General features: G+C 64.9%; 17 protein-coding genes. 4 read left to right on the top strand and 13 right to left on the bottom strand.

What is annotated here, in order from left to right; genetic code table 11:
* The first annotated feature begins 6 nt into the window (after window positions 1–6).
* Complete coding sequence (locus C0606_04590; GenBank protein ID PLX37574.1) at window positions 7–969, top strand: ornithine cyclodeaminase; 963 nt, start codon at window positions 7–9, stop codon at window positions 967–969.
* A 57-nt stretch (window positions 970–1,026) separates the two neighbouring features.
* On the opposite strand, the gene C0606_04585 is transcribed toward C0606_04590, so the two are convergent.
* The 5 genes from C0606_04585 to C0606_04565 form a co-directional block, all read right to left on the bottom strand.
* Window positions 1,027–1,404: an SPOR domain-containing protein gene (locus C0606_04585; protein PLX37573.1), complete on the bottom strand. Its 378-nt coding sequence runs from the start codon at window positions 1,402–1,404 to the stop codon at window positions 1,027–1,029.
* A 62-nt stretch (window positions 1,405–1,466) separates the two neighbouring features.
* Window positions 1,467–2,438 carry an NAD-dependent epimerase gene (locus C0606_04580; protein PLX37572.1) on the bottom strand — a complete coding sequence of 324 codons (972 nt, stop codon included), beginning with the start codon at window positions 2,436–2,438 and terminating at the stop codon, window positions 1,467–1,469.
* Window positions 2,439–2,477: 39 nt separating this feature from the next.
* Window positions 2,478–3,905, bottom strand: a complete 1,428-nt coding sequence (locus tag C0606_04575) for a carnitine 3-dehydrogenase (protein ID PLX37571.1) — start codon at window positions 3,903–3,905, stop codon at window positions 2,478–2,480.
* Window positions 3,902–4,813 carry an NADPH dependent quinone reductase gene (locus C0606_04570; GenBank protein PLX37570.1) on the bottom strand — a complete coding sequence of 304 codons (912 nt, stop codon included), beginning with the start codon at window positions 4,811–4,813 and terminating at the stop codon, window positions 3,902–3,904. Before C0606_04570 ends, C0606_04575 begins: the two co-directional genes overlap by 4 nt.
* Window positions 4,814–5,129: 316 nt before the next feature.
* On the bottom strand, window positions 5,130–6,143 hold the full coding sequence (locus C0606_04565) for a methyltransferase (protein ID PLX37569.1): 1,014 nt from the start codon (window positions 6,141–6,143) through the stop codon (window positions 5,130–5,132).
* 608 nt (window positions 6,144–6,751) lie between these two features.
* On the opposite strand from C0606_04565, the gene C0606_04560 reads away from it, so the two are divergent.
* Window positions 6,752–8,083 carry a hypothetical protein gene (locus C0606_04560; protein ID PLX37568.1) on the top strand — a complete coding sequence of 444 codons (1,332 nt, stop codon included), beginning with the start codon at window positions 6,752–6,754 and terminating at the stop codon, window positions 8,081–8,083.
* Between the two features lie 102 nt (window positions 8,084–8,185).
* Here the strand turns inward: C0606_04560 and C0606_04555 are convergent, their stop codons facing one another.
* The 5 genes from C0606_04555 to C0606_04535 all read right to left on the bottom strand — a co-directional run bounded on the left by C0606_04555 (window position 8,186) and on the right by C0606_04535 (window position 16,622).
* Window positions 8,186–9,337 carry a hypothetical protein gene (locus tag C0606_04555; protein PLX37567.1) on the bottom strand — a complete coding sequence of 384 codons (1,152 nt, stop codon included), beginning with the start codon at window positions 9,335–9,337 and terminating at the stop codon, window positions 8,186–8,188.
* Window positions 9,338–9,462: 125 nt separating this feature from the next.
* On the bottom strand, window positions 9,463–10,653 hold the full coding sequence (locus C0606_04550) for a hypothetical protein (protein PLX37566.1): 1,191 nt from the start codon (window positions 10,651–10,653) through the stop codon (window positions 9,463–9,465).
* A 368-nt stretch (window positions 10,654–11,021) separates the two neighbouring features.
* Window positions 11,022–14,366, bottom strand: a complete 3,345-nt coding sequence (locus tag C0606_04545; protein PLX37565.1) for an error-prone DNA polymerase — start codon at window positions 14,364–14,366, stop codon at window positions 11,022–11,024.
* Window positions 14,363–15,805: a nucleotidyltransferase gene (locus C0606_04540; GenBank protein PLX37564.1), complete on the bottom strand. Its 1,443-nt coding sequence runs from the start codon at window positions 15,803–15,805 to the stop codon at window positions 14,363–14,365. Before C0606_04540 ends, C0606_04545 begins: the two co-directional genes overlap by 4 nt.
* Window positions 15,806–15,830: 25 nt before the next feature.
* Window positions 15,831–16,622, bottom strand: a complete 792-nt coding sequence (locus C0606_04535) for a hypothetical protein (GenBank protein PLX37563.1) — start codon at window positions 16,620–16,622, stop codon at window positions 15,831–15,833.
* Window positions 16,623–16,971: 349 nt separating this feature from the next.
* On the opposite strand from C0606_04535, the gene C0606_04530 reads away from it, so the two are divergent.
* On the top strand, window positions 16,972–18,693 hold the full coding sequence (locus tag C0606_04530; GenBank protein PLX37562.1) for a hypothetical protein: 1,722 nt from the start codon (window positions 16,972–16,974) through the stop codon (window positions 18,691–18,693).
* Between the two features lie 79 nt (window positions 18,694–18,772).
* On the opposite strand, the gene C0606_04525 is transcribed toward C0606_04530, so the two are convergent.
* From C0606_04525 to speB, 3 genes are all read right to left on the bottom strand, one after another.
* A complete protein-coding gene (locus tag C0606_04525; protein PLX37561.1) occupies window positions 18,773–19,207 on the bottom strand; it encodes a MerR family transcriptional regulator in 435 nt (144 codons plus the stop codon).
* Between the two features lie 179 nt (window positions 19,208–19,386).
* A complete protein-coding gene (locus tag C0606_04520) occupies window positions 19,387–21,165 on the bottom strand; it encodes a hypothetical protein (GenBank protein PLX37560.1) in 1,779 nt (592 codons plus the stop codon).
* Window positions 21,166–21,335: 170 nt separating this feature from the next.
* Entirely contained in the window at window positions 21,336–22,295 is a 960-nt protein-coding gene (speB, locus tag C0606_04515; GenBank protein PLX37559.1) for an agmatinase, read from the bottom strand.
* 208 nt (window positions 22,296–22,503) lie between these two features.
* Here speB and C0606_04510 point away from each other — a divergent pair, with 208 nt between their 5' ends.
* Complete coding sequence (locus C0606_04510; protein PLX37558.1) at window positions 22,504–23,982, top strand: anion transporter; 1,479 nt, start codon at window positions 22,504–22,506, stop codon at window positions 23,980–23,982.
* The last annotated feature ends 16 nt before the right edge of the window (window positions 23,983–23,998 follow it).

The raw sequence follows: 23,998 nt of genomic DNA, 5'->3' as shown, positions 1-23,998 counted from the left end.
GTGACCATGCATGTTGTGCCCGAACGCGATATCGCCGGCCTTATGACGCCTGAAAAGGCGTTCACGGCGGTTGAGGCGGTGTTCGCCGCGATGGCCGAGGGCGGCGCCTACAATTTCCCGGTCGTCCGCGAGGCGCTGGGCGAGGGCCGCCAATACGGCTTCAAGTCCGGCCTCGACCGGGTCGGCCACCTGCTCGGCGTCAAGGCGGGCGGCTATTTCCCCGGTAATGCCGAGCGCGGCATCCCGAACCACCAGTCGACGGTCTATCTGTTCGATCCCGACAGCGGCCGTCCGACGGCAATGGTCGGCGGCAATCTGCTGACCGCGTTGCGCACGGCGGCGGCTTCCGCCGTCTCGATCGACCGGCTGGCACGGGGGGATGCCCGCGTGCTCGGCATGGTCGGCGCCGGCCACCAGTCGGCCTTTCAGATGCGGGCAGCGGCCAAGGTGCGCAGCTTCGAAAAGGTCGTTGCCTGGAACCGCAATCCCGAGCGGCTGACGAAACTCGCCGAAGCCGCCGCCGACCTCGGCCTGCCCTTCGAGGCGGTCGATCTCGACCGGCTCGGCGCGGAAGCCGATGTGATCATCACCATCACCTCAAGCTTCGGCCCGATCCTGATGCGCGAGCAGGTCCGCCCCGGCACGCACATCGCCTGCATGGGCACCGACACGAAGGGCAAGCAGGAGGTCGCCGCCGAGCTGGTCGCCACCGCGACGCTGTTCACCGATGAACTGCAGCAGGCAACCACCATCGGCGAGTGTCAGCACGCGGTGGAGGCGGGTCTGGTCTCGGCCGATGCGATCACCCCGATCGGAGATGTCATCCTCGGCCGTCACGCGGGACGGACCAGCGAGGACGAGATCACGCTGTTCGACGGAACCGGCGTCGGTCTGCAAGATCTCGCGGTGGCCGCTGCTGCCGTCGAGGGCGCGATTGCCGCCGGAACGGCCGGCGAGATCGATATCTGAGAAAACAACACCTCCGCCGCCGGGAGCGATCCCGGTGGCGGGTGTCGTTATACCGCGTCACTCGCCGAGATAGCGCCCGTATTTGACATAGGCGTCGGCGAAGCAGCTCCTCACCATCAGCAACTTGTTCTGCGCTTCGCCCTTGCTCGCATAGGCGCCGACGACGAAGACGTTGTAGCCGGGCCGGAAGCCTTCGAATTTGGCCGAAAAGTCGTTGAACGGCTCAAGCCGGCAGGGACGGGCCTTTAGGTGCATGGTCTCGAGGTCGCTCGCCTGCCGCTCCCACGGCTCGGTCGGGAACGAGCCGAGCACGATCCACCAGCCCTCATCGAGCTGCTGCGCGTTGGCCGTCGCGCCGGCAAGCAGTGCGAAACCGGCGGCGAGCCCCGCGATCGCCAGACGACGCGCCGCATTTTTCCAAGTCAAAACCCGCATTGTTGACCTCTTCCCAAAAAGGCTGGGACGCTTCGCGCCCGGTGCGCCGATAATACGCTCTTTCAGCGCGCGCCGCCCAGTTCTTCTTGCCTGAAGGCGGCGACGATGGCGTCGATGGTCTCGTCCTTTGAGAAGCCGAGACGGGTGGCGCGCGGTGTGTTCATGGCGCCCGGCCAGCTGCCGACGATACGGGCGATTTCCGCGTCCGGCTCGTGGCGGATCAGCGAGGTGTCGCCGCTGGCGCGGGCAAGCGCCTCGATCATCTCCGCGACCGTCACGGTGAGTCCCGGCAGGTTGAGAATGCGCGCACCGTCCGACCACGCGTCCGTGGCGAGGTCGTGTGCGTGGATGAGGTTCTCGACGACCACGCGCGGCGACTGGATCCACAGGCTGAGACCGGTGTCGACGGGACAGATCGCCATCTCGCCCTGCAGCGGTTCGCGCAGGATCGAACTGGCAAAGGACGATGCGGCGCGGTTTGGCTTTCCGGGCCGGATGACGACGGTCGGCAGCCGCAGGCAGCGCCCGTCGAGATAGCCCTTGCGGCTGTAATCATTGACCAGATATTCGCCGATCACCTTCTGCGTCCCGTAGGACGACAGCGGCAGGGCGGGCGTGTCGTCCTCGATCATCGGCGGCGCATTGCCGAACACCGCGACCGAGCTGGTGAAGACGAGGCGCGGCGCAATCGGCATCGCCCGGCAGAGCTCCAGCAGCGCCCGGGTCGCGTCGAGATTGACCCGCATGCCGAGATCGAAATCGGCTTCGGCGGCGGAGCTGACGATTGCGGCGAGATGGAAGACGCTGGTGACGTCGTCGCCGAGCGCGCGGTCGAAAAAGCCCGGCTCGGCAACGTCGCCGATGATCGTTGTCACGCCTTCAAGCGGAGCTTCCGGCGCGACCTGATCGATCAGGATCAATTCGTCGATCGGCTGCAGCGCGCCGTCGGGCCCGACGGCTTCGCCCTTCTGCAACAGGCGCTTTGCCAGCCGCTGCCCCAGGAACCCGTGGCCGCCTATGATCGCAACCTTCATCGGTGTTCTCCTCCCCGTTTTGTTATGTCCGCAAGCGCTCTAGCGCGCGGCCTTGCCGGCGCCTTCCGGCAGCGGCAGGTTCTTGTGCGCCTCCATCCACGCGGCGAGCCTTTCCGCCACGGCCGGATTCGGCAGCGAGGTCGCGCGAGTGGACAGATCGACATGCAACAGCAGGCTCTCGACCGAGGCCGCAAGCTGGCCTTCGCCGCCATAGAGGAAATGGTAGAGGTGCAGCTTCTTGCCATCGCCGTTTAGCACCTGGGTCCTGATCGTCATACGCTCACCGGCATTGAGCTCGCCCAGGTGACGGATGTGGTTGGTGACGGTGAAGTAGGACTTCCCGCTCGCGATATAGGCGTCGTCGGCGCCGATCATCGCCATGAAGCGGTCGGTCGCCCGCGATCCGGCTTCGAGATAGTGGGCCTCGTTCATGTGACCGTTATAGTCGGTCCAGCTTTGCGGAATGTGCCGTTCGCCGGTCAGCGCGAGTTCGCCTGCAACCGGCTCGGGGGTCGACCGGGCATTGCCGAGCGCCGCCTCGTGGCGCACCAGAACCGCGCCGGCGCCGGTCGCAGATTTCTTCAGCGCCCGCATCATGCCGACCAGATTGTCGTCTCGTAGCCGCTCCAGCTCCCGGATCGTGAGGTGGCCGGATTGGCTGTCCGACTGTCCGGCAATCAGATCAACCAGCTCCTCGGAAAACTCCGGCACGTCGGTCAGCTTGGTCCACGGCCATTCGAGCGCCGGACCGAACTGCGCCATGAAGTGCTTCATGCCCGCTTCGCCGCCGGCGATCCGGTAGGTTTCGAACAGCCCCATCTGCGCCCAGCGGATGCCGAACGCCATGCGGATCGCCTCGTCGATCTCCGCCGTCGTCGCGATGCCGTCCTTGACCAGCCACAGGCTCTCCCGCCACACGGCCTCGAGCAGCCGGTCGGCGATATGGGCATCGATTTCCTTGCGCAGGATGAGCGGGAACATGCCGATATCGTGCAGGATCACCGCCGCCTTTTCGGTCTCCGCCTGAGGCCCGACCAGCTCGACCAGCGGCAGCAGATAGACCGGGTTGAACGGGTGTGCGACGACGGCGCGCGCGCCCCTGGCGTTCAGCTCCGACGGCTTGAAGCCCGACGTCGAAGAGCCGATGACGGCGTGCGCCGGCGCAAGCTCCGACAGGCTGCCGAGCACGGCGTGCTTCAGGTCGAGCCGTTCCTGCACGCTCTCCTGCACCCAGTCCGCATCGGCAACGGCCTCGGCCAGGTCGGTATGGTAGGTGAGGGCGCCTTCCGCCGGCAGCGCGTGGTCGTAGAGGCTCGGCAGGCTGCGCCGCGCATTGGCGATCACCTCGCCGATCTTGCGCTCGGCCTCTGGGTCCGTATCGAAGATCGCGACGTCCCAGCCGTTCAGAAGGAAGCGCGCCGCCCAGCCGCCGCCGATGACGCCGCCGCCGACGATTGCCGCCTTCATCGCGGCGCCCTCTTGGTCAGACCGAGTTTCTCGCGCACTGCCTGAGGCCCGAGCACCCGCGCTCCGAGCCCCTCGATGATCCCGACTGCCTTTTCGACCAGCTGGGCGTTGGTCGCCAGCACGCCCTTTTCCAGAAACAGATTGTCCTCGAGCCCGACGCGCACATTGCCGCCGGCGAGAACGGCGGCCGCCACATAGGGCATCTGGTCCCGTCCCAGGCTGAACGCCGACCAGGTCCACTCGTGCGGGATTGCGTTGACCATCGCCATCAGGGTGTTGAGGTCGTTCGGCGCGCCCCAGGGAACGCCCATGCACAGCTGCACGAGGGCGGGCGAGGACAGCGTGCCTTCCTCGACCAGTTGCTTGGCGAACCACAGATGGCCGGTGTCAAAGGCCTCGATCTCCGGCTTGACGCCGAGCTCGGTCATCATGCCACCCATGGCGCGCAGCATGCCCGGCGTGTTGGTCATCACGTAGTCGGCTTCGGCGAAGTTCATCGTGCCGCAATCGAGCGTGCAGATCTCCGGCAGGCATTGGCGCACATGTTCCATGCGCGCGCTGGCGCCGATCATGTCGGTCGCCGCCTCGTTGAGCGGGAAGGGTGCCTCGGTCGAGCCGAACACGATATCGCCGCCCATGCCGGCGGTGAGATTGAGGACCACGTCGACATCGGCGTCGCGGATACGCTCGGTCAGTTCACGGTAAAGCTCCGGGCGGCGCGACGGTGCGCCGGTTTCCGGGTCGCGCACATGGCAGTGCACGACGGCTGCGCCGGCCTTTGCGGCGTCGATGGCGCTTGCCGCGATCTGCTCGGGGCTGCGCGGCACATGCGGGGACTTGTCCTGTGTCCCGCCCGAGCCGGTCACCGCACAGGTGATGAAGACCTCCCGGTTCATGGTCAGCGGCATCGCACCCTCCCTTGGCGGCCCCGCCGGGCGCGCGTTTGTTGGCCGTCAGGCGGCTTGGGTCGTGCGGCGTGCGAATCCTTCCTCGCCGCCGCGACACGAACCCTGCTTATACGGTTCGGATCGCGGCCGACGCGAGCGTTTCTTTGACCGGATTGCGGGGCGAAACGACGCCTAGCCTAGAGCGTATTCCCGAACCGATGGTTCGCGTCAGCGAAAAGTGGGAACCGGTTTTCGGATAAGAATACGCGTCAAAACAAAATATTAGAGCGTATCGAGTGATTCAATGATCACGCGATACGCTCTAGAAGAGACGGGATCAGGCCGGCTTCTTGCCGTGCGCCAGCATGGTCATTTCCGGGATCATCGGCTCGACGGTGACGTCGGTGAAGCCGGCCGCCGCCATCTGTTCGGCAAGCCAGGCGTCGTCAAGCGAGCGCGCGCCCGGCGTGAACGCGGTGTGCTGGAGCTGCCAGAGCGCGGCAAGCTTCGGCTCGGTCCGGCACGAGGAAACGACGAAATCGTGGATCAGGAACTCGCCGCCCGGCACCAGATGATCGAAGGCCCGCTTCATCAGGCCTTCATGGGTGTCGCCCGGAACGCCGGACATCAGATAGGACATCAGGATGACGTCCTGCTCCATCGGCCACTCGGTCGACAGCGCGTTACCCGGCACGTAGCGGATGCGGTCCGAAAGACCGGCCTTTTCGACATAGGCGCGGCCGAGTTCGGCGACATTCGGAAAGTCGACGATGGTCGCCTCGAGTTCGGGAAACTCCCTGCAAAGCGTGATCGCAAAGGCGCCGGTGCCGCCGCCGACATCGAGCAGGCGCCGGGCATGGGCAATGTCGAGTGCGCGCGCCAGTCCACGCGCCGGCCCGAGCGAACCGGCATGCTGGCTCTTCGAGTAGAGTTGGGCTTCGTCGGGATCGGAAAACCATTCGGCATAGGAGGCCGTGGCGTCCTCGGGCAGCTTGTTGGCGAGCGCCAGCTCGATCTGGTCGAGCAGGCCGTACATCTGCCGGTCCACCTGCAGGCGCAGATAGTCACCGAAATCGTATTTCGCGCCTTTCACCAGAAAGGCATTCGCCGCCGGCGAATTGGCGAAGCGGTCGTCGTCGACGGTGACGAGCCCGAGCGCGGCGAGCGCCGTCAGCAATGTGCGCGCTCGTTCCGGATGCAGCCCGGACGCCGCTCCGGCTTCCTCGGCGGTCATCGGTCCGTCGGACAGGTGCGTGAAAATTCCGTGGTGGAGGGCGGCGAAAAGCGCCTTTGAGCCCATGAAACCAAACGCGATATCGGAAATCTCTTCGGCCTTCGTCAGAACCGTCATAAACCTCGTCCCGGCTGTTGCAGTGCAACAAGCTTAGAGCCTTGCCAGTGAAATTGGAACCGGCTCCAAGAGAAATAAAACGGATTTTGCAAATTTTTCTCAGTTTGTTCACTGTATTCATAATCATGTGCAAAACAAAAATCTGTCGCTAGTAATGCAATAAATATCTCTGTTTCTATTTGCGGGAAAAATTATCATTTATTCGAGCGAGATATTTTCGGGAAAAGAATCTAGAAATACGAAAAGAATTATTTGAAATACGAAGAAAAAGAGGAAAATACGGGAGATATCGCAAAATTGACAGAGGGGTGCGATGCGATGTCTTGGGAGCAGCGCCGCGCAACCAATGGCGCAAGAAAGGATCAACGGTGCCGCCTATCAAGGGTTGCGCGCAGTGTTGACGGGATGATCCGACGCAAATTGCGGAAACATTCGGAAAAGCGCCGAATAACGGATATTTAAAAGATATTCTCTAGGTTTTTATCGATCAATTTAAGCGAGTTCTCATCCTTGTCGGGTAGAACGATACATCAAGACCGCCCGCGCTTCTTGAGCACTGCGCGTAGTCCGGTTTGGCAAACGCAAATGGTGACGACGTGTTGAAGCGCATGCGCGAATTCCTCTCCCGCGACGACGGCAATGTCATCATGATATTTGCCCTGCTTCTTCTGCCATTGCTGATTGCGGTCGGCATGGGGCTCGATTTCGCGCGCGCCTACAGCGTGCGCTCGACGCTGCAATCGGACCTCGATGCGGCGGTTCTGGCAGCCGCCAAGAGCGCGTCGTCGCTCGACGAGTCCGGCCTGCAGACGAAGATCCAGCAATGGGTGGAGCTGCAGCCAGGCGTTGCCGCTGGCGATTACGAGCTCCACGAAGTGTCGGTCGGGATGAACGACGGCGAGATTTCCGCCACCGCATCGGCCACCGTCACCACGACGCTGCTGGCGCTCGCCAATATCGAGACTGTCGATGTCAGCGTGACGAGTTCGGCGGCCAGTGGCGCCCAGTCCCATCTCAATGTCTATATCGTGCTCGACAAATCGGCCTCGATGCTTCTGGCGGCAACGGCGACCGGTCAGCAGTCGCTGATGAACTCCGAGGCCGGTTGCGCCTTTGCCTGCCACATGGTCGAGGGCGGGCCGTTCCATTACGGCGGCAAGTCCTACGACACCGTCTACGAGCTTGCTGTCGCCATGGGTGTGAAGCTGCGCACCGACGTTGCGCTCGACGCCGTCGAGGAAGTCCTCGACATGATCGACGCGGCCGACAGCGGCCATGCGCGCATCCGGGTCGGGCTCTACACGATCGGGCAGGGAGCCACCGAGGTCCTCGCGCCGACCACCTCGACCTCGGCTGCACGCGCCGCGCTGAAGGACGATTCCAGCGGCCTGACCAGCGCCTCCTCCGAACAGGCCTCCTTCTTCGATGAATCCTTCGACGAACTGAAAAGCATGATCGGCACCGCCGGCGACGGCAGCTCGGCCAGCGCGCCGAAGAAACTGGTTCTTCTGCTGACCGACGGCGTCCATTCGGAACGAAACTGGGTGCTGCAGACGAGCTCCGGCTTCCGTTTCCCCGTTGACGCCAGTCTGTTGCAGACGGTGCTGACCCCGCTCAATCCGGACTGGTGCGGCGATGTGAAAGGTCTCGGCGCCGAGCTCGGCGTTCTCTACACCGAATATCTGCCGATGCCGACCGACTGGGGCTATGCCGCCACGCTCGGCAAGACCATGAACAGCAGCAAGTTCCGCACGGTCTGGGACGGCACGGTCGCGCCGAGCTACGGCCCGAAGACGCGTCAGCAATATATCCCGGTCGCGCTGGAGGCCTGTGCCAGCGACAGCAGCCTGTTCCTGCAGGCGAACTCCGCCACCGAGATCGAGAGCGGACTTGCGGCGCTGTTCTCCGAATATGTCTCCCAGGTCCGCCTCAGCAAGTAGCTTGCGCCTCGGTTGATGGCTCAAGCAAACGGGCGCCGTTTCTGGCGCCCGTCCTGTTTTCAGATCGCATTGTGGGGCGGCCTGTGGCGGCCACGCCAGAGCTCAATAATAGATCTTGAGCTTCTTGATGTCCGCCGGACGCTTGGCGAGCGCGGCGTCGCCTGCTTCCTGAGTGATCTGCGACCCCTTGGTCGACAGCATGCGCAGCGAAGGCCGCATCGCCATGTCGTCGAGAATGGCGTTGGTGGCGGCGGTCTTTTCCACATAGAGCCAGGAGAGCTTCGGCGTCTTGAGGCCGACAAGGCCGGTATCGGTGACGGCCGTGTCGCCGAGCCACAGCGTTTCCAGCGACGGCAGGTCGGCGATTTCCGCGAGCCCCGCGTCGGTCACCTTGGTGCTGTTGAGGTAGAGGATCTTCAGCTTCGAGAGGCTTTTCAGCCGCCCCACCGTCTCGTCGCCGATGTCGTTGTTCCAGATGAACAGTTGCTCCATGGCGGCCAGCTTGCCGATATCGGTGGTCGCCGCATCGCTCAGCTTGGTGCTCATCGCCGACAGGTAGGAAAGCTTCGGCGCATTGGCGAGCGCGGTGAAGCAGCTCCCGTCGATTGCCGTGAAGGTGAGCTGCAGGCTGCGCAGATTGGGCATGGTCGCCAGATGGGCGACACCGGCATCGCTCACCGAGGCGACGCTGGAGACGTTGACTTCGGCCAGCGTCGGGTGGTTGGCGAACGCCGCGAGGTCGTCATTGGTGAAGCCGAGCCGCGAGATGTCCAGCTTGCGCAGTTTCGGCAGCGAGGCGATCATTGGCGCGGCAGCCGACGTCACGTTCTTCATGCCGCCAAGATTGAGTTCTTCGAGCTGCGTCATGCCGACGGCCGCCGCAATACCCGCATCGCCAAGCGCCGTGCGCCCGATCGTCAGCCGCGTGATGCTGGTCGAGGTGGCAACCGCCTCGATGCCGGCGACCGTGATCTGCTCCGCTCCGCCGATATCGAGCGTGGTCAGCTTCGGCAGCGTCGCGATCAGCGCGAGGTCGGCGTCGGTCAGCTGCTGCTTGGCCTTGTGCGGCGGCGACAGGTAGCTGAGCTTGGCGAGCGATTCCGGCGTCGCCGGCTTGTTCGAAACCTTGATCTCGAGTTCGTTGAAGCGCGCGGCAACGCCAGCGCCGTCGAAGGCGAGGGCGGGAAGCGGCATCAGAGCGAGGCTTCCGGCGAAAAAGGCGGCTGCGGCGAGCCCGCGAAGTGTCGTGTTCATTCCTGTAGTCTCCCGTGAACGAGTATCTGCAGTAACGAAGCCATGCCCGCTTTCGGATCATCGGGGCCCGGCACAAGGGGAAGGATGCGGGCCGGCGTGCCGGCCCGCAATTGGCGTGTGCGATGTCAGGCGGTGCCCGCCGCCGCGGCACGATCGCGAGCGCGCATCTTGCCGAGCATCAGGAAGCCGACCGCGAGGATCAGCCCGACGCCGATGATCGAAAGCCCGACGACCGGCCGGTAGTAGAGCCAGGCGATACCGATGACGGTCGGCCCGATCACGGCGGTCAGCGCGAACGAGACGAGGCCGGTCGCGAAGCGCATCACATCGCCGATGAAAGGCACCACGTCGCCGAGAACGCCGATGACGCCGAAGACGAGCCGGAAGCCGGCCAGCATGGCGAGCAGCCCGCCGATGCGGATGATCCAGGTCATCGTCGTGTTGGCATCCTCGGCCGCCTTGAACATCTGCGCGGCGGTCGCCTCGCCCTCGCGCACCATGAACAGGTTGGTGCCGTTCGAGGTCGTGAAGGAGCCGAGTTCGTCGCCGACCATCTTGCCGACGGCGCTGACCCGCTCGACGCTTGCCGACGAGAACGTAATGCGCAGATCGCCGACCAGCGGCGCGGTCGGCTCAAAGCCGAGCAGCACCGTGCCGCCCTGAACATGCACCGGCCGCCCGGTGCCGACCGCAAGCTTGACGGTCCGCCCATCGGCCTCGCTCAGTGCGAGCGGCTCATCCTTGCCGAGCGCGAAAACCGACGGGCTGGTGATGGTGATGGCGCCGGCCTTGGTGCTGTCGGCATGAGCGGTTTCGCTTGCGAGGGACTTTGGCGGGTTCATGTGGCCGCTCGGGTGCTTGAACGACGAACTGTCGACCGCCCGCTCCGACCAGATCTTTTCATAGCTGTAGGTGGTGACGGTTTCTTCGCCGCCGCCGAGTTTCTTTTGCGTCTTGGTCTTCTTGTTTTCGACCCACTGATACATCTCGACCTTGCGGGTCAGGCGCAGCGATCCGGCCGGCGCGACAATCGTCTTGAACAGCGGGTCGCCGGGCGTGCCCTGCGGCTGCAGGTCGGCCGTGAAATGCACCAGCTTGCCGTCGAATTGCGGATCGACCCGGCCGGCATCGATGGTCTGCACCAGGCCGGCGCCTTCTTCCAGTGCGCGCTGCATGGTGACGGCGCGGCCTTCGTTCCAGAACAGCGCGGCGATCGCCGCGAGGATCAGCAGGAACCCGGCGACGATGCCGCCGAAACTCTTGCGGATACGGGTGAACCACGAGGTATGGGTAACCTCGACATAAGTGTCGGGCATTGTTCAGCCTCCTGCTTGCGCCGCACAGCAGCTCCAGGAACGGGCATCGCATAGGTCGGGAAACGTCCGGCGACAAGGCGTGTCGCTGCGGTGTGGACGCGTCCCGGATTGGCGACAGGAACAGGCACCGCCATCAAAAAGATGCGGTTGTCTCTCCGTTCGCCGGCCTTTTAGCGATGTCGTTACCCGCCGGCCACCGGCGTTGCGCCCCCTCGATACGCATTGCCGGATTGCGTTCCCCTTCACAAGCACAAACGCCCCGTCGGGCGCCCGGGGAAGAAGGCAATCAACCAAAACGTGATATCAGACACATGTTGGGGCGGCGTACTCCAGACGCGGTAGGCGCGATGGCGCTCGCATCCGGTCGGTCAGTGGAAATTGCGCCCCGACGGCAGCGCCGAAAGCAGCGGCTGGGTCGGATGCGGCCCGTTGCCCGGCAGCAGCGATGGCGGCTCGGCCGCGTTAGGCGCATGCCGCCGCGAGGCCCGCGCCAGCGCCGACGAGCCGATGTCCTCGCCATTGGCAAGCGCCAGCAGCGCCGGCGTGTAGTCGTAGAGCTCGCGGGCGATCACATGCACCACGAGGCCTTCCTTCTGCACCGGACCGCGCACGCATAAGAAACGCGCGCCAAGCACGATGCGCCGGTAGTGCTCGAACACTTTCGGCCACACGATCACGTTGACGACGCCGGTCTCGTCCTCGACCGTCTCGAAGATGACGCCGCTCGCCGTGCCCGGCCGCTGGCGCACCAGAACGAGGCCGGCGGCATGCACCATATGCCCATCCGTTGTGGTGTTGACCTCGGCGGCGGTCAGGATGCCGCGCTCGCGCAAGCGCGCCCGCAGGAAGCTGACCGGATGCGCCTTCAGCGACAGCGACAGGCTGCGATAGTCGTGGATGACGTCCTCGCCGGGCGGCAGCGGCGGCAAATTGGCGTCGGGCTCCTCGCGCCGGGCGGGTTCTGCGGCGGCAAACAGCGGCAGGGTGTCGGCACCGGCCGACCCTTTCAGCCCCTTCACCGCCCACAGCGCCGCGCGCCGGTCGAGGCCGAGCGAGCGGAACGCGTCGGCCTCGGCCAGTCGCTCCAGCGTCGCTGTCTCAAGCCCGGTCCTCAGCCACAGATCGCGCACGGAATCGTAGCCCGCGCCGCGCCGCGCCACGATCACCCCCGCATCGTCCCGCCGCATGCCCTTGATCTGGTCGAGGCCGAGCCGCAACGCGTGGGTGGAGTGGATGTCGCCGGCCATCTCGCGATGCCTCTCCCACAAATGATCGGCGGCGCGTTGGCCCGGTTCGAGCGCGTGCTCGATCTGCGAATGGTTGATGTCGACGGAGCGGATCTCGACGCCGTGCTCGCGGGCGTCGCGCACGATCTGCGCCGGCGCGTAAAAGCCCATCGGCTGGGCGTTCATCAGCGCGCAGGCGAACACGTCTGGATAGTGGCATTTGAGCCAGCACGAGACATAGACGAGAAGGGCGAAGGAGGCCGCGTGGCTTTCGGGAAAGCCGTAGTCGGCGAAGCCCTCGATCTGCTTGAAGCAGCGCTCGGCGAAATCGCGCTCATAGCCGCGCTGAAGCATGCCGCCGATCAGACGGTCGCGGAAGGTGCCGATGGTGCCCGCGCGGCGGAAGGTGGCCATGGCGCGGCGCAGCTGGTCGGCCTCGCCGGGCGTAAATCCGCCGGCGACGATGGCGATCTGCATCGCCTGCTCCTGAAACAACGGAATGCCGAGGGTGCGCTCCAGCACCGCGTAGAGCTGCGGGTGCAGCTTTTCCTTCGCCGGTACGCCGTTCTGCCGGCGCTTCAGATAAGGGTGCACCATGCCGCCCTGGATCGGCCCCGGCCGCACGATCGCCACCTCGATGACGAGGTCGTAGAAGCTGCGCGGCTTCAGCCGCGGCAGCATCGACATCTGCGCCCGGCTTTCGATCTGGAAAACGCCGATCGTGTCGGCCCGCCGCGTCATCGCGTAGACCTGCTCGTCCTGATCGCGCATGATTTCGGCAAGCGTCAGCATCCGGCCGTAATGCACCCGCATCAGCTCGAAGGCGCGGCGGATGCAGCTCAGCATGCCGAGCGCCAGGATATCGACCTTGAGGATGCCGAGCGCGTCGAGGTCGTTCTTGTCCCATTCGATGGTGGTGCGTTCGGCCATCGCCGCATTGGCGATCGGCACCGAATGGTCGAGCCGGTCGCCGGTCAGCACGAAACCGCCGACATGCTGCGAGAGATGGCGGGGAAAGCCGACCAGCGCACGCACCAGCGCGAACACCCGCCGCAGGGTCGGATCGCTGAGGTCGAAGCCCGCCTGGGCGACCCGGTTTTCCTTCAGCCCGGTCGATGACGAGCCCCAGCTCATGCCGTTCAACGCCGCGATCGCGTCGCTCGATAGTCCGAACACCTTGCCGATCTCGCGCACCGCGCTGCGGCTGCGATAGGTGGTGACCGACGCCGTCAGCGCCGCCCGGTGGCGGCCGTATTTGGCGTAAAGATACTGGATCACTTCCTCGCGCCGCTCGTGCTCGAAATCGACGTCGATGTCGGGCGGCTCGTCGCGCTCGGTCGAGATGAAGCGGCCGAACACCAGATTGCCGACCATCGGATCGACCTCGGTGATACCGAGACAGAAGCAGACCGTGGAATTGGCCGCCGAGCCGCGCCCCTGACAGAGAATGCCGCGCTCCTCGCGGGCAAAGCGCATCAGGTCGGCGACGGTGAGGAAATAGGGCGCGTAGCGCTTTTCCGCGATCAGCCTGAACTCGGTCAGCACGCCGCGCCGAACCTTGAAGGGAATGCCGCCGGGATAGCGTTTGCGCGCGCCCTCCCAGGTCAGCCGTTCAAGGGTCTGCTGCGCCGTCTCGCCATTGCCGACGGTCTCCTGCGGATAGTTGTAGCGCAGATCCTCGAGGCTGAAGCGGATGCGCTCGGCAAAGCGGATTGTCTCGGCAATCGCCTGCGGATGGGCGCGGAACAGGCGGACCATCTCCTCGGGCGGCTTCAGATGCCGCTCGGCATTCTGTTCGAGCCGCTTGCCCGCTTCGAAGATGGTCACATGTTCGCGGATTGAGGTCAGCGTGTCCTGCAGCGGCCGCCGTTCGGGCGCGTGATAGAGCACGTCATTGGTGGCGATCAGCGGCACACGCGCCTTGCCGGCAAGGTCGGCGAGTGCATCGAGTCGCGCCCGGTCGCGGCCGAGATAGCGGCAGGCGGCCCCAAGCCACACCCGCCCCGGCGCGAGGCGGGCAAGGGCTTCGAGCGCGGCAAGATTGCCGGCAAGGTCGGCTTCCTCCGGCATCAGGATGAAGAGCTGGCCCTCGGCGTGGTCAGCGAGGTCGTCGAAATAAAGGGTGCAGTTGCCCTTGTCCGTCCGCCGGTTGCCGCGCGTCAGCAGGGCACAGAGCCGGCCATAGGCGGCGCGGTCCTGCGGATAGACGAGAAGGTCCGGCGTTGCATCGGCAAACAGCAGCCGCACGCCGACCAGATAACGGAAGGCGGGGTGATCCGGCGCCACGTCGCGCAGGGCGACATGGCCGCGCACCACGCCGGCCAGCGTGTTGCGGTCGGCAAGCCCGAGGCCGGCGAGGCCGAGCTTTGCCGCATGGCTCACCAGCTCGTCGGGATGCGAGGCGCCGCGCAGGAACGAGAAGTTCGAGACGACGCCGAGTTCCACATAGCCGGAGCCGGTGCGGTGGTCGGTGCGGGGAGGGCTCATGCGAACAGCCCGTGCATGAACCAGCGCGGCGTTCCCGTCTCGCTTTCATAAAGCCCTTCGCGATAGAGCCAGAAGCGATGGCCGTCGGCATCCTCGACCCGGAAATAGTCGCGCGTCGCAGCCCCTGCGCCATCGCGCCACCATTCCGGCGCGATGCGCTCCGGCCCCTCGGCCCGCGTGATGTCGTGCAGCACCCGCCGCCAGCGGAATTTGAGCGGCGGCCCGTCCGGCACCTCGGCAAGCGTCTCGATCAGTTCTGGATGGGCGAACAGATACAGCGGCCGCAGTGGCGCGTCGTTCATCGCCCGCTCCGGCCAGAGGTCGGTGGCCCCGTCCGCCAGCACCGCTTCGGCCGCCGCCGCCGTCACCAGCCGCATCGCCCGCTCCGGGATGTAGGTTTCCTGCGGCAGGAAACGCAGCACGGCGTCCGCCCCGAGCCGCGTGGTCAGCCGGTCGACCAGCGCGGCGACCTCGCCGTCTTCCATTGTGTGGCCGTCGAGGCTGTTCTGCACGGCAACGAGCGGCTGGGTGAGGAGCACCGAGAGCCGCACCAGATCGTAGCCGAAGCCCGGATCGAGCGGATCGTTCAGCGCGTCGAGCCGCTCGCGGAACAGCCGGATGAGGATGTCGGGATCGCGGGTCGGACGGCCGGTCTCGATGATCAGGTGCGTGACGCCGCCATCGGCGCGGAAGAACCCGGCCTCGAAGCGGCGCCCGCCTTCACCGCGTTCCTCAAGTGTGCGTGCATTCTGTTTGAACAGGCTGGCGAGCACGTCGAGAATGTCCTCGATGCGGGCGATCGGCTCGGCGAACTGGCGCTCGGCACTGCACAGCGGCAGCGGCCGGCGCGGGGTGATGCCGATATCCTCCTCGCCCAGCAGTCGGGCGAGCCGGCGCGGGAAGTCGCGTCCGAAGCGTTCGGCAAGCGGTATGCGGGGCCGCTCGACAAGCGCGCCGATGCTGCGCAGCCCGACCTGCTCGAGCGCGGCAATCGTCGCCGCATCGATGTCGAGAGCAGCGACCGGCAGCGCCCGCACCGCATCCCGCTCCATGCCCGGCTCGACGATGGTGCTTTCCCCATAGCGGGCGAGGGCGCGCGCGGCGTGCGGCGTGCCGGCGATCGCGCTGCGCACCAGGCTCGTGATGCGTGACAGCCGCCGGGTGAGGTCGGCGCGCAATCCCTCTTCGCCGCCGAACAGATGGGCGCAGCCGGTGATGTCGAGGGTGACGCCGCCTTCCTCGTCGAGGCTGACGAGCGGCGTATAGCGGTCGCAGAAATCCGCGATCCGCGTGAGCCACGTCCGATCGGCCTCGCGGTCGATGTCGACGGCGGCAAGATCGGGCACCAGCGCGCGCGCATCGGCCAGCATCAGCCCCGGTGCGAGCCCGAGTTGGCGCGCGCGCATGTCGACGGCGGCAATCCTCAGCGCACCGCGCACCTGCTCGACGAAGCATAAGGGGGCATCACCCCGTACGGGCGACGGGCTGTCGCGATGTCTCAGCCGGTCGGCCGGCAGGAAGGGCAGCCACACCGCCAGATAGCGGCGCGGCCGGTCGGAACCGGAAATGTTCATGATCCCACTCCACTCGCCAGCGCTGACCGGAGGCGCCGGCGCGATTACGCAACAAGGTGAGGTCGAAGACGGGCAGGCCCGGCGCGTTGGCGGCAAGCGGGCGCGACGGTGCGGAACGGACCTGCCAGCGGGTTATCGCCGCGCTCGCCGTCGGCTTTGCCGCAATCCATAGAAGGATCGGCGTGACACCGGACTTCTCCGCCGCGAAGGTCAGCCGCCGCGTGGCGGTGAGATCGAGCGGGCGGGAATTGCCCCAGGCCTCGATGACGACCGCGCCGAGCGGGGTGCAGCGGATCGCCTCCAGCGCGGCCAACAACAGCGTGCGGTGGTTGCGGGCGCGAATGACGGTCAGGCCTGCCGGGTCGAAGCCGAGTTCGGCAAGTCCCGGTGCATAGAGCCCGCCGGCCTCGAGCTCCGAAACCGTCTGGCGGATCCAAACCACCTGCCGCTCCTGCCGGCCGGCGCGATGGGCAAGCGCGCCTGCAAAGGCGCTCGCTCTGGCCGCATCGGCGCTGCGTGCCGGAAGAACCTCGTGCAGCCGGCCCGCCAGCAGGCCGCCATCGAGCCGCCGGTCGATCGTCTCGACGCCGAAAGCGATATGCCGCCGGGCAGCGGAATCCAGCCCGTTTAACGGTGAAAAACCGCTGTTAAGCTGTTTCAGACGGGCAAGAACGTCGCTCATGGCTTCCTGTATGTTCCTTATTTGTTCTCATCAAAAGCGAGGCGGGAACGGAAGTCAATCCCTTGACGGGACTCCCGGTTTGGCTCCGGCCGGGGCCTCTGCCGGCGTTCCGGGAAATCTCTCTTGCGGCGCAAGGAGATCGCTGCCGGGACGCCGTGGACAAAAATTTGTCGCTGCCGTGGAGGTGCCCCCAGGCTGCGCTCACTTGCGGCTGTTTCCGGTCTTTTCTATCGTCAGCGTTGAAACGGGGATGGATGTGCTGTGCCCTGGCCTGACCGCCGGGGCCTGCCATGGCCATATTTCGATGTTTCCTTGAGCGAGACGACGCCAGCGGGAAGGGCATGTTCCGATGACGGTTGTGAGAAATTTCACCGCGCTTCTGTCCGACTATTCGGCCTGGGGCTACCAGACGGGAGTCGGCAAGGCCGCCTTCATCACCTATTCGTTCCCGAACAAGATTCCCGCATCTGCCGCCAACCGTTATCCCGATGCCGCCGGCAGTTTTCGGGCGTTCACCGCCGCCGAGAAGCAGGCTGTTCGCCAGGCGATGGCGATGTGGGAAGAGGTTTCCGGCATCAAGTTCATCGAAGTGGCTCCCGGCAAGGGGGAAATCCCCTTCATGTTCCTGAACTTCAACCAGATTCCCGGAAAGGCCTCGGCCGCCGGTTTCGCCTATTATCCATCCGGCACCTGGTCGAGCACCACGACGCCGGGTGGCGGGAACTATTTCGATGCGATGTCGCAGGGCGGCGTTTTCATCGATCGAAGCGACTATGTTTCCGGCGAAGTCGGCGATGACCTGCACATCCTCATTCACGAGATCGGTCATGCCCTCGGCCTGAAACACCCTTTCGACGGTGATCCCACGCTGCCAACCAGTCTCGACAACGCCCAACACTCGGTGATGAGCTACACCGGCCGTCTCGACCGGCTCGGCTCGTTCGACGACAATGCCGCCCGCGCCCTGTATGGCGGACCCCTCGACGCCCAGGGGATTTCCTGGTCCTGGAACAAGGCGAGCAAGTTACTGACGGCGAGTGGCTCCACCGCGAACAACGGCATTCGCGGCACGACGGAAGCAGACAGGCTGAGCGGCAAGGGTGGCAATGATACGCTGAGCGGCGTTCAGGGCCGGGACACGCTCAAGGGCGGTGCCGGCAACGATCTGCTGATCGGCGGCGACGGCAACGACACGCTGAAAGGGGATGGCGGCCGCGATCGTATCGACGGTGGCGCGGGCACCGACACCGCCGACTACAGCAATGAAGGCAAGGCGATCTTCCTTCGACCCGCCTCTTCTTCCTACAGCGACCGCAAGGTCGTGATCGCCGGCCAGAAGGTCGAAACGCTGAGCGATATCGAGAAGTTCATCGGCAGTAAGTTCGGCGATACCCTCAAGGGCACCTACTGGGACGGCAATTTCCTCTCCGGCGGCCCCGGCAACGACAAGATCGCCGGTGGTTATGACAATGATACGCTGGCTGGCGGGCGCGGGTCCGACACCTACCTCTTCGTCGATGAGGGCTCGTATTATTCGTTCACGCTCGATCTCGGCAAGACCGCTGCTCAGCAGACCGGGCAAGGCATCGACAGGATTTCCGGCTTTGAAAATGCGCGCGGTGCGTCCGGCGACGACAGCCTGACCGGCAGCACGAAGGGCAACAAGCTGGAAGGGATGGCCGGCGACGACGTCCTTCAGGGCATGAAGGGAAACGACAGGCTATTCGGCGGTGCGGATGACGATGTCCTCACCGGAGCGCTGGGCAACGATCTGCTTGATGGTGCCAGCGGAGACGACCAGCTCTTTGGTGGCTTTGGCGGTGACACGCTGCGTGGCGACGCCGGCAACGATACGCTCGAGGGCGGCGGCGGCAATGACCTGATCTACGGGGGCACTGGAACGGACCAGGCCAACTATGACGGTGCGCGCAGCCGCTATCAGCTCTCCGAGCGTTCAGACGGCGGTGTGCGGGTCGTCGATACCGGGGACGGCAACGCGGCGGACATCCTGTATGGGGTCGAGAAGATCGACTTCGGCGGTACCGTCTTCAACATCGCCGATCTGCTCTGATCCGTATCCCGATTGAAAAGGGCGGCCGCGCGAGGGGAACTGTCGCGCAACCGCCCTTATGAGACACCCTCGGGGTCGGTCAGAATTTCTTGGCTCTCTGGTCGCTGTCGGTGATCCGGTCTTCGATCTCCTTGCGCTGCTCTTCGAGCGTGTTGATCTCGAGATCGAGATCGGTCAGGCGCTGCCTGAGCTGACGTGCGAGCTCCGCCTGGAACTGATCGTTCGGCATCGTATCGCGCGCCTGCAGAAGTTCGGCGATCGCCTCGACCGTCAGACCGATATTGCGACAGTTGATGATGAAGTCGAGCCGCCGCACGTCTTCAGTCGAGAAGAGGCGTTTGTGTGTGCCCTTGCGAGCGGGCGACAGCAAACCCTTTTCTTCATAGAAACGAATGGTGCGCAGGCTGACATCGAAGTGTCTGGCAAGTTCACCGATCAGGTAGGTTCTGTCTTCCAGAACCAGAATGTCCTTAAATTGCATGTTCATAGAGGGGCCTCGACAAAGCACGACCATGCCCCTGCCGCCGGCAGCGGGCTGTAGTCTTACGAATTGGGAAATTCCGCGACATGGCCGGTCTCCATTTGCCGGCGTCGTCTGACCTCATATGTGGTGTTTTTGGCCGAAAACTTCCAGATCGATACGGTTTACTTGGCGGAATGTAACAGTTAAACGGCAATTCGTTGCGTTATGAATCAATAAGTTAGATGCTTGCCCGGTAATTCGAGTCCGGCGGCCGAAAGTTCGCCCAGAAGTATCTGTGTAACGGAGTCCGCAAAACCCCGACGCCGGAACAGCCCGTACGGGTTCTCCCCGAAGTCCGGTTCCATCTCCTGAATGCCCTCAAGTGCGGCATGCGCGGCCGTTTCGTCGCCGCGTCGGTGGGCGGCAATCGCGACTGCCGCCAGGTAGAGCGAGCTGCGGGTACCGACCAGCGTCGTCGTCTGCCGGTCGGCGTCTTCCGCGCGACCGAGATTGTTGAGCGCGACGAAGGCGTAGAAATGCATCCATTGCGGAACCGCGCGGCTGTTTGCCTCGGCCCGCAACAGCAGCGACGCGGCTTCGAGATGCCGGCCGACCCGGGCAAGCACCGTGCCGTAATTGCCGATCGCTTCCATGTCTTCCGGATTGAGCGCAACGGCGCGGGCACCGGCTTCAACGGCGGCATTGATGTCGCCCTTGACCAGCATCAGGCTTTGCAGGTTCTGATAGGCGATCGACGAGGTCGGCGCGAGTTGAATGGCGCGCCGCATCGCCGCCTCCGCCCGCTCCAGCGGATCACCGGGGAGCCGGTTGATCTCGCGGCGATACTCGGTCAGATACATCGCGCCAAGCAGCGAGAAGGCCGGCGCCAGTCGCGGATTGTCGACGATCGTCTTTTCCAGGCAGGCACGCGCGGCGGAGTGGTTCCGCGCGTTGGAGTCGAGATAGTAGCCGTAGCCCTTGTGCAGGCAGGCGAGCGGCTCGCTGACCCGCTCCAGATTGATGATGTCGTTGAAGATCGCGCCGTAAACCTGCACGAGTTGCCGGACCTGAGCGAGGTCTTGCGGCGTGCGATGCAGGCTGCCGGGCAGGTAGATCCGCATCATGTCGGATCGCAGCGGGAACTGCTCCGAAGCGATCAGCCGTCCGTCATCGATATGCAGGACCTGCATCAGCCCGAGCACGTTGTCGCCGTCGCGGGTGAAGGTGATGCTCAGCCGGTAGCTCGGCTGGTCGGGACCGGAGCGTTCTTCGCCGGTGTCACGACGCACGACGACCGTGTTGTCGAACCGCTGGATGAAGGTTTCGATGCGGTTGCGATAGAGATCCCGGATGAACCATTTCGGCAGGTCGTCATCCTCCTGCACCTCTACAAAGACCTGCGGCAGGATGCGCGTCGCATCGAGCCCTTTCCCCGCCGGGTAGTCGGCTTCGATCGTGGCGAGCCGGGACCGGTGGGCCCGTTCGGTGTGCGTGCTCCAATATTGCCAGGCAAAGAACGCGCCGAGGCCGATGAGGGCGGAGACGCCGAGAATGATGGCGATCGGTACCCAGGCGATGCCGCCGCGGCGGGCGGGCTTTACCGTCTCAGCTGCCGCCGGCTCACTCCCGGTTTCCGAAGGATGGGGGACATGCGCGGGCGCCTCGGCGCCGGTTTCGGGCGCTAGGCCTTCCGCGCTGGGCTCTCCGGTGCCGTCGGCGATGAAATTCGGCGCATAGGTGCCGACCGGCAACTCAATTCGAAGCGGATCGTCGCGTCCCGGACCGGTATAATATCGCGCCAGTGCATCGCGCAGGCGGCGGGCGTGAACGCGCACCAGAGGGTTGTCGTTCGGGTCGAAATCCGACGAGCGGCCAAGCGCCTCGGTGGCGATGGAATAAGCCTTCAGCCGATCCGCCCGCCCGGCGAGCTTTTCCTCGACGACATAGCTCAGGAAGGCACTCAGATTGGGCGAATTGACCAACCCGTCGGCGGCGAGGACCCGCTGCAACGCATCGCGTATGTCCCCGTTTTGCACGACTTCTCCCCCATAAGCTCCCCAACGTAAGCTTAGCGCACTTCAATCTCGAAGGGGATTTTTTTCGCCAACTCCTAATACACGTCTTGATTGTTTGCCGGCAAAAGTGAAATTGAACCGCTGCTTGGAAGGTTCGGATAGTACTATCGGCTGCGATAATGCAGCACGCGCCCAAGGATGTTCATCAGAAGTTGTGCGGCGAGGATCGTGGTGGTGCCGGTCTGGTCGTAGTCCGGCGCGACTTCAACGAGATCGATGCCGACGATGGTTCCCTGTTTAGCGAGCCCGTCCATCAGCTCCAGCATCTCGTAATAGAGGAAGCCGCCATGGCTCGGCGTGCCGGTGCCCGGCGCGATCGACGGGTCGAAGCCGTCGATGTCGATGGTGAGATAGTAGCGTTTGCCGGCCGGAATGCGCGCCAGCACGTCCTCGACGCCGAGCTTGCGGAACTGCCGCACCGACAGGATGTCGGAGCCCATCCGCCTGGCGTCGTCATAGCCATCGCGCGCGGTCGACGAAACGTTGCGGATGCCGAGCTGGGTCAGCCCGGTCACATAGTCCTTCTCCGCTGCGCGCCGCATCGGATTGCCGTGGCCGTAGCGCACCCCGTGCCGCTCGTCGACGAAGTCGAGATGAGCGTCGATCTGCACCACATGGATCGGTTCCTGATCGTCGAACGCGTTGATGCAGGGAATGTTGACCGAGTGATCGCCGCCGAGCACCACCGGCAGCGCACCGGCCGCCAGGATCTTGCGCACGCCGTATTCGATGTTGGCGTGGCTCTTGATCGTATCGGTGTGGATGATGTCGGCGGCGCCGATATCGACGATGCGGGTGGTTTCCGCCGGAAGGTAGACAACGTCGTCCTCGTGGTCGTAGGCGCCCGCATGGCCGAACGAGAACAGGGTCGAGGCCTCGCGGATACCGCGCGGCCCGAACCGCGCGCCGGCCCGCCACTGGGTGCCGAAATCGAACGGCGCGCCAAGCACCGCGACATCGGCGTCGATCGCGTCCCAGTCCTCGACGTAAGGATTCTTGCCGAAGGTGCAGATGCCGACAAAGGGGAGATTGAGACGCCCGCCTTCATATCCGTGCGATGCCATGAGATTTCTCCGCTGCTGGTGGTCTACGGCAGGATGCTCGAGTCACATAATGCCCGAGCCCGGGGCTTGATCCGGAGCCTAAGCGTTTCGGCACGAATGCAAAAGCCACGACCGTGAGGCCGCTCGGTTGCTGCCGCCAGCACGCCGCACTTGGCGGTGCGGGGTCGCCGGGTATACAACCGGAGGAGATTCAACGGGGGCCGATTCGATGCCGGAACAAGCACCGCAGCCCGCCCTTTTGTCGGTCCCGGCCGCCATCGGTCTGGTCGCCGGGTTTGCCGTTTTTCTCCTCACCCTGATCGCCCCGCCGCCCGGAGATCTGCCGGTCGCGGGCTGGCGCACGCTTGGGCTCGCCGCGATGATGGCGATCTGGTGGAGTACCGAGCCGATCCCGATCGGCATCACCGCGTTGCTGCCGCTGATCGTCGTGCCGCTTGCCGGCATCATGCCGATCGCCAAGGCGGCGGCACCCTATGCCAATCCGCTCGTGTTTCTGTTCATGGGCGGCTTCCTGCTTGCCTCCGGCGTCAAGCGCTGGGGGCTGCATCGCCGGCTCGCGCATTCGGTGGTGCGCACCATAGGCCTTGAGCCGCGCCGCCTCGTGCTCGGTTTCATGGTCGCGAGCGGGCTGTTGTCGATGTGGATTTCCAACACCGCCGCCGTCGTCCTGATGCTGCCGGTTGCGGTGTCGATCATCACGGTGATGGAAGAGAACGAAGGTAAGGGCGAGAATGTCCGCCGCTTCGCGCTTTCGCTGCTGCTCGGCCTCGCTTACGGCGCCTCGATCGGTGGCGTCGGCACGCTGATCGGCACGCCCCCGAACGCGCTGCTCGCTGGCTATCTGTTCGAACAGCACGGTATCGACCTGTCCTTTGCGGCCTGGTCGGCGGTCGCCATTCCGCTCGTCATCGTCTTCATGCCGATCGCCTGGCTCGTCCTGACCCGCGTCATCTATCCCGTCGCCGGCGATTTCGCAGCCGCCATGCGCACCGGTGGGCTGATCGAGCGGCTAGCGGTGCCCGGGCCGATGACCGCCGCGGAGCGCCGCGTCGCGCTGGTCTTCGTTGCCGCCGCCTCGCTGTGGATCACCCGTCCGCTTTTGAACCAGGTTCCCGGTCTGGAAGCCCTCAGCGATCCCGCCATCGCCATTTTCTGCGGCGCGATCCTGTTCCTCATCCCCGCCGGAATCACGCCGCAGCGTCGCTTCCTTATGAGCTGGGACGATGCCGCCGAGATCCCCTGGCACGTTCTGATCCTGTTCGGCGGCGGCCTGTCGCTGGCGGCCGCGATGGATGCGAGCGGGCTGGCGAAATGGATCGGCTCGGGGCTTGCCGGCCTTGGCGATCTGCCGATGCTCGGCTTCCTGCTGGTGCTGACGGCAACCGTCGTGCTATTGACCGAGCTTGCCTCCAACACCGCGACCGTCGCGGCCCTGCTGCCGATCGTCGCCACCATCGCCGCCGGTACAGGCATCGACCTGATCACCATCTCGGCGGTTGTCGCGATGGCGGCAAGCTGCGCCTTCATGCTGCCGGTCGCGACACCACCGAATGCGCTCGTCTTCGGCACCGGCCACGTAACCGTGGCGGCGATGATGCGCGCCGGTTTCGTGATGAACATCCTGTCGGTGGTGTTGGTGGCGCTTGCCGCGCTCGCGCTCGCGCCGCTGCTGCGGACGATGCACTGAAAACGCTGCCGTAGTT

The sequence above is a fragment of the Hyphomicrobiales bacterium genome (genome assembly GCA_002869065.1).
In the GTDB taxonomy this organism is placed as follows: Bacteria; Pseudomonadota; Alphaproteobacteria; order Rhizobiales; family Rhodobiaceae; genus Rhodobium.
This window is presented reverse-complemented; position numbering and strand designations above follow the sequence as displayed.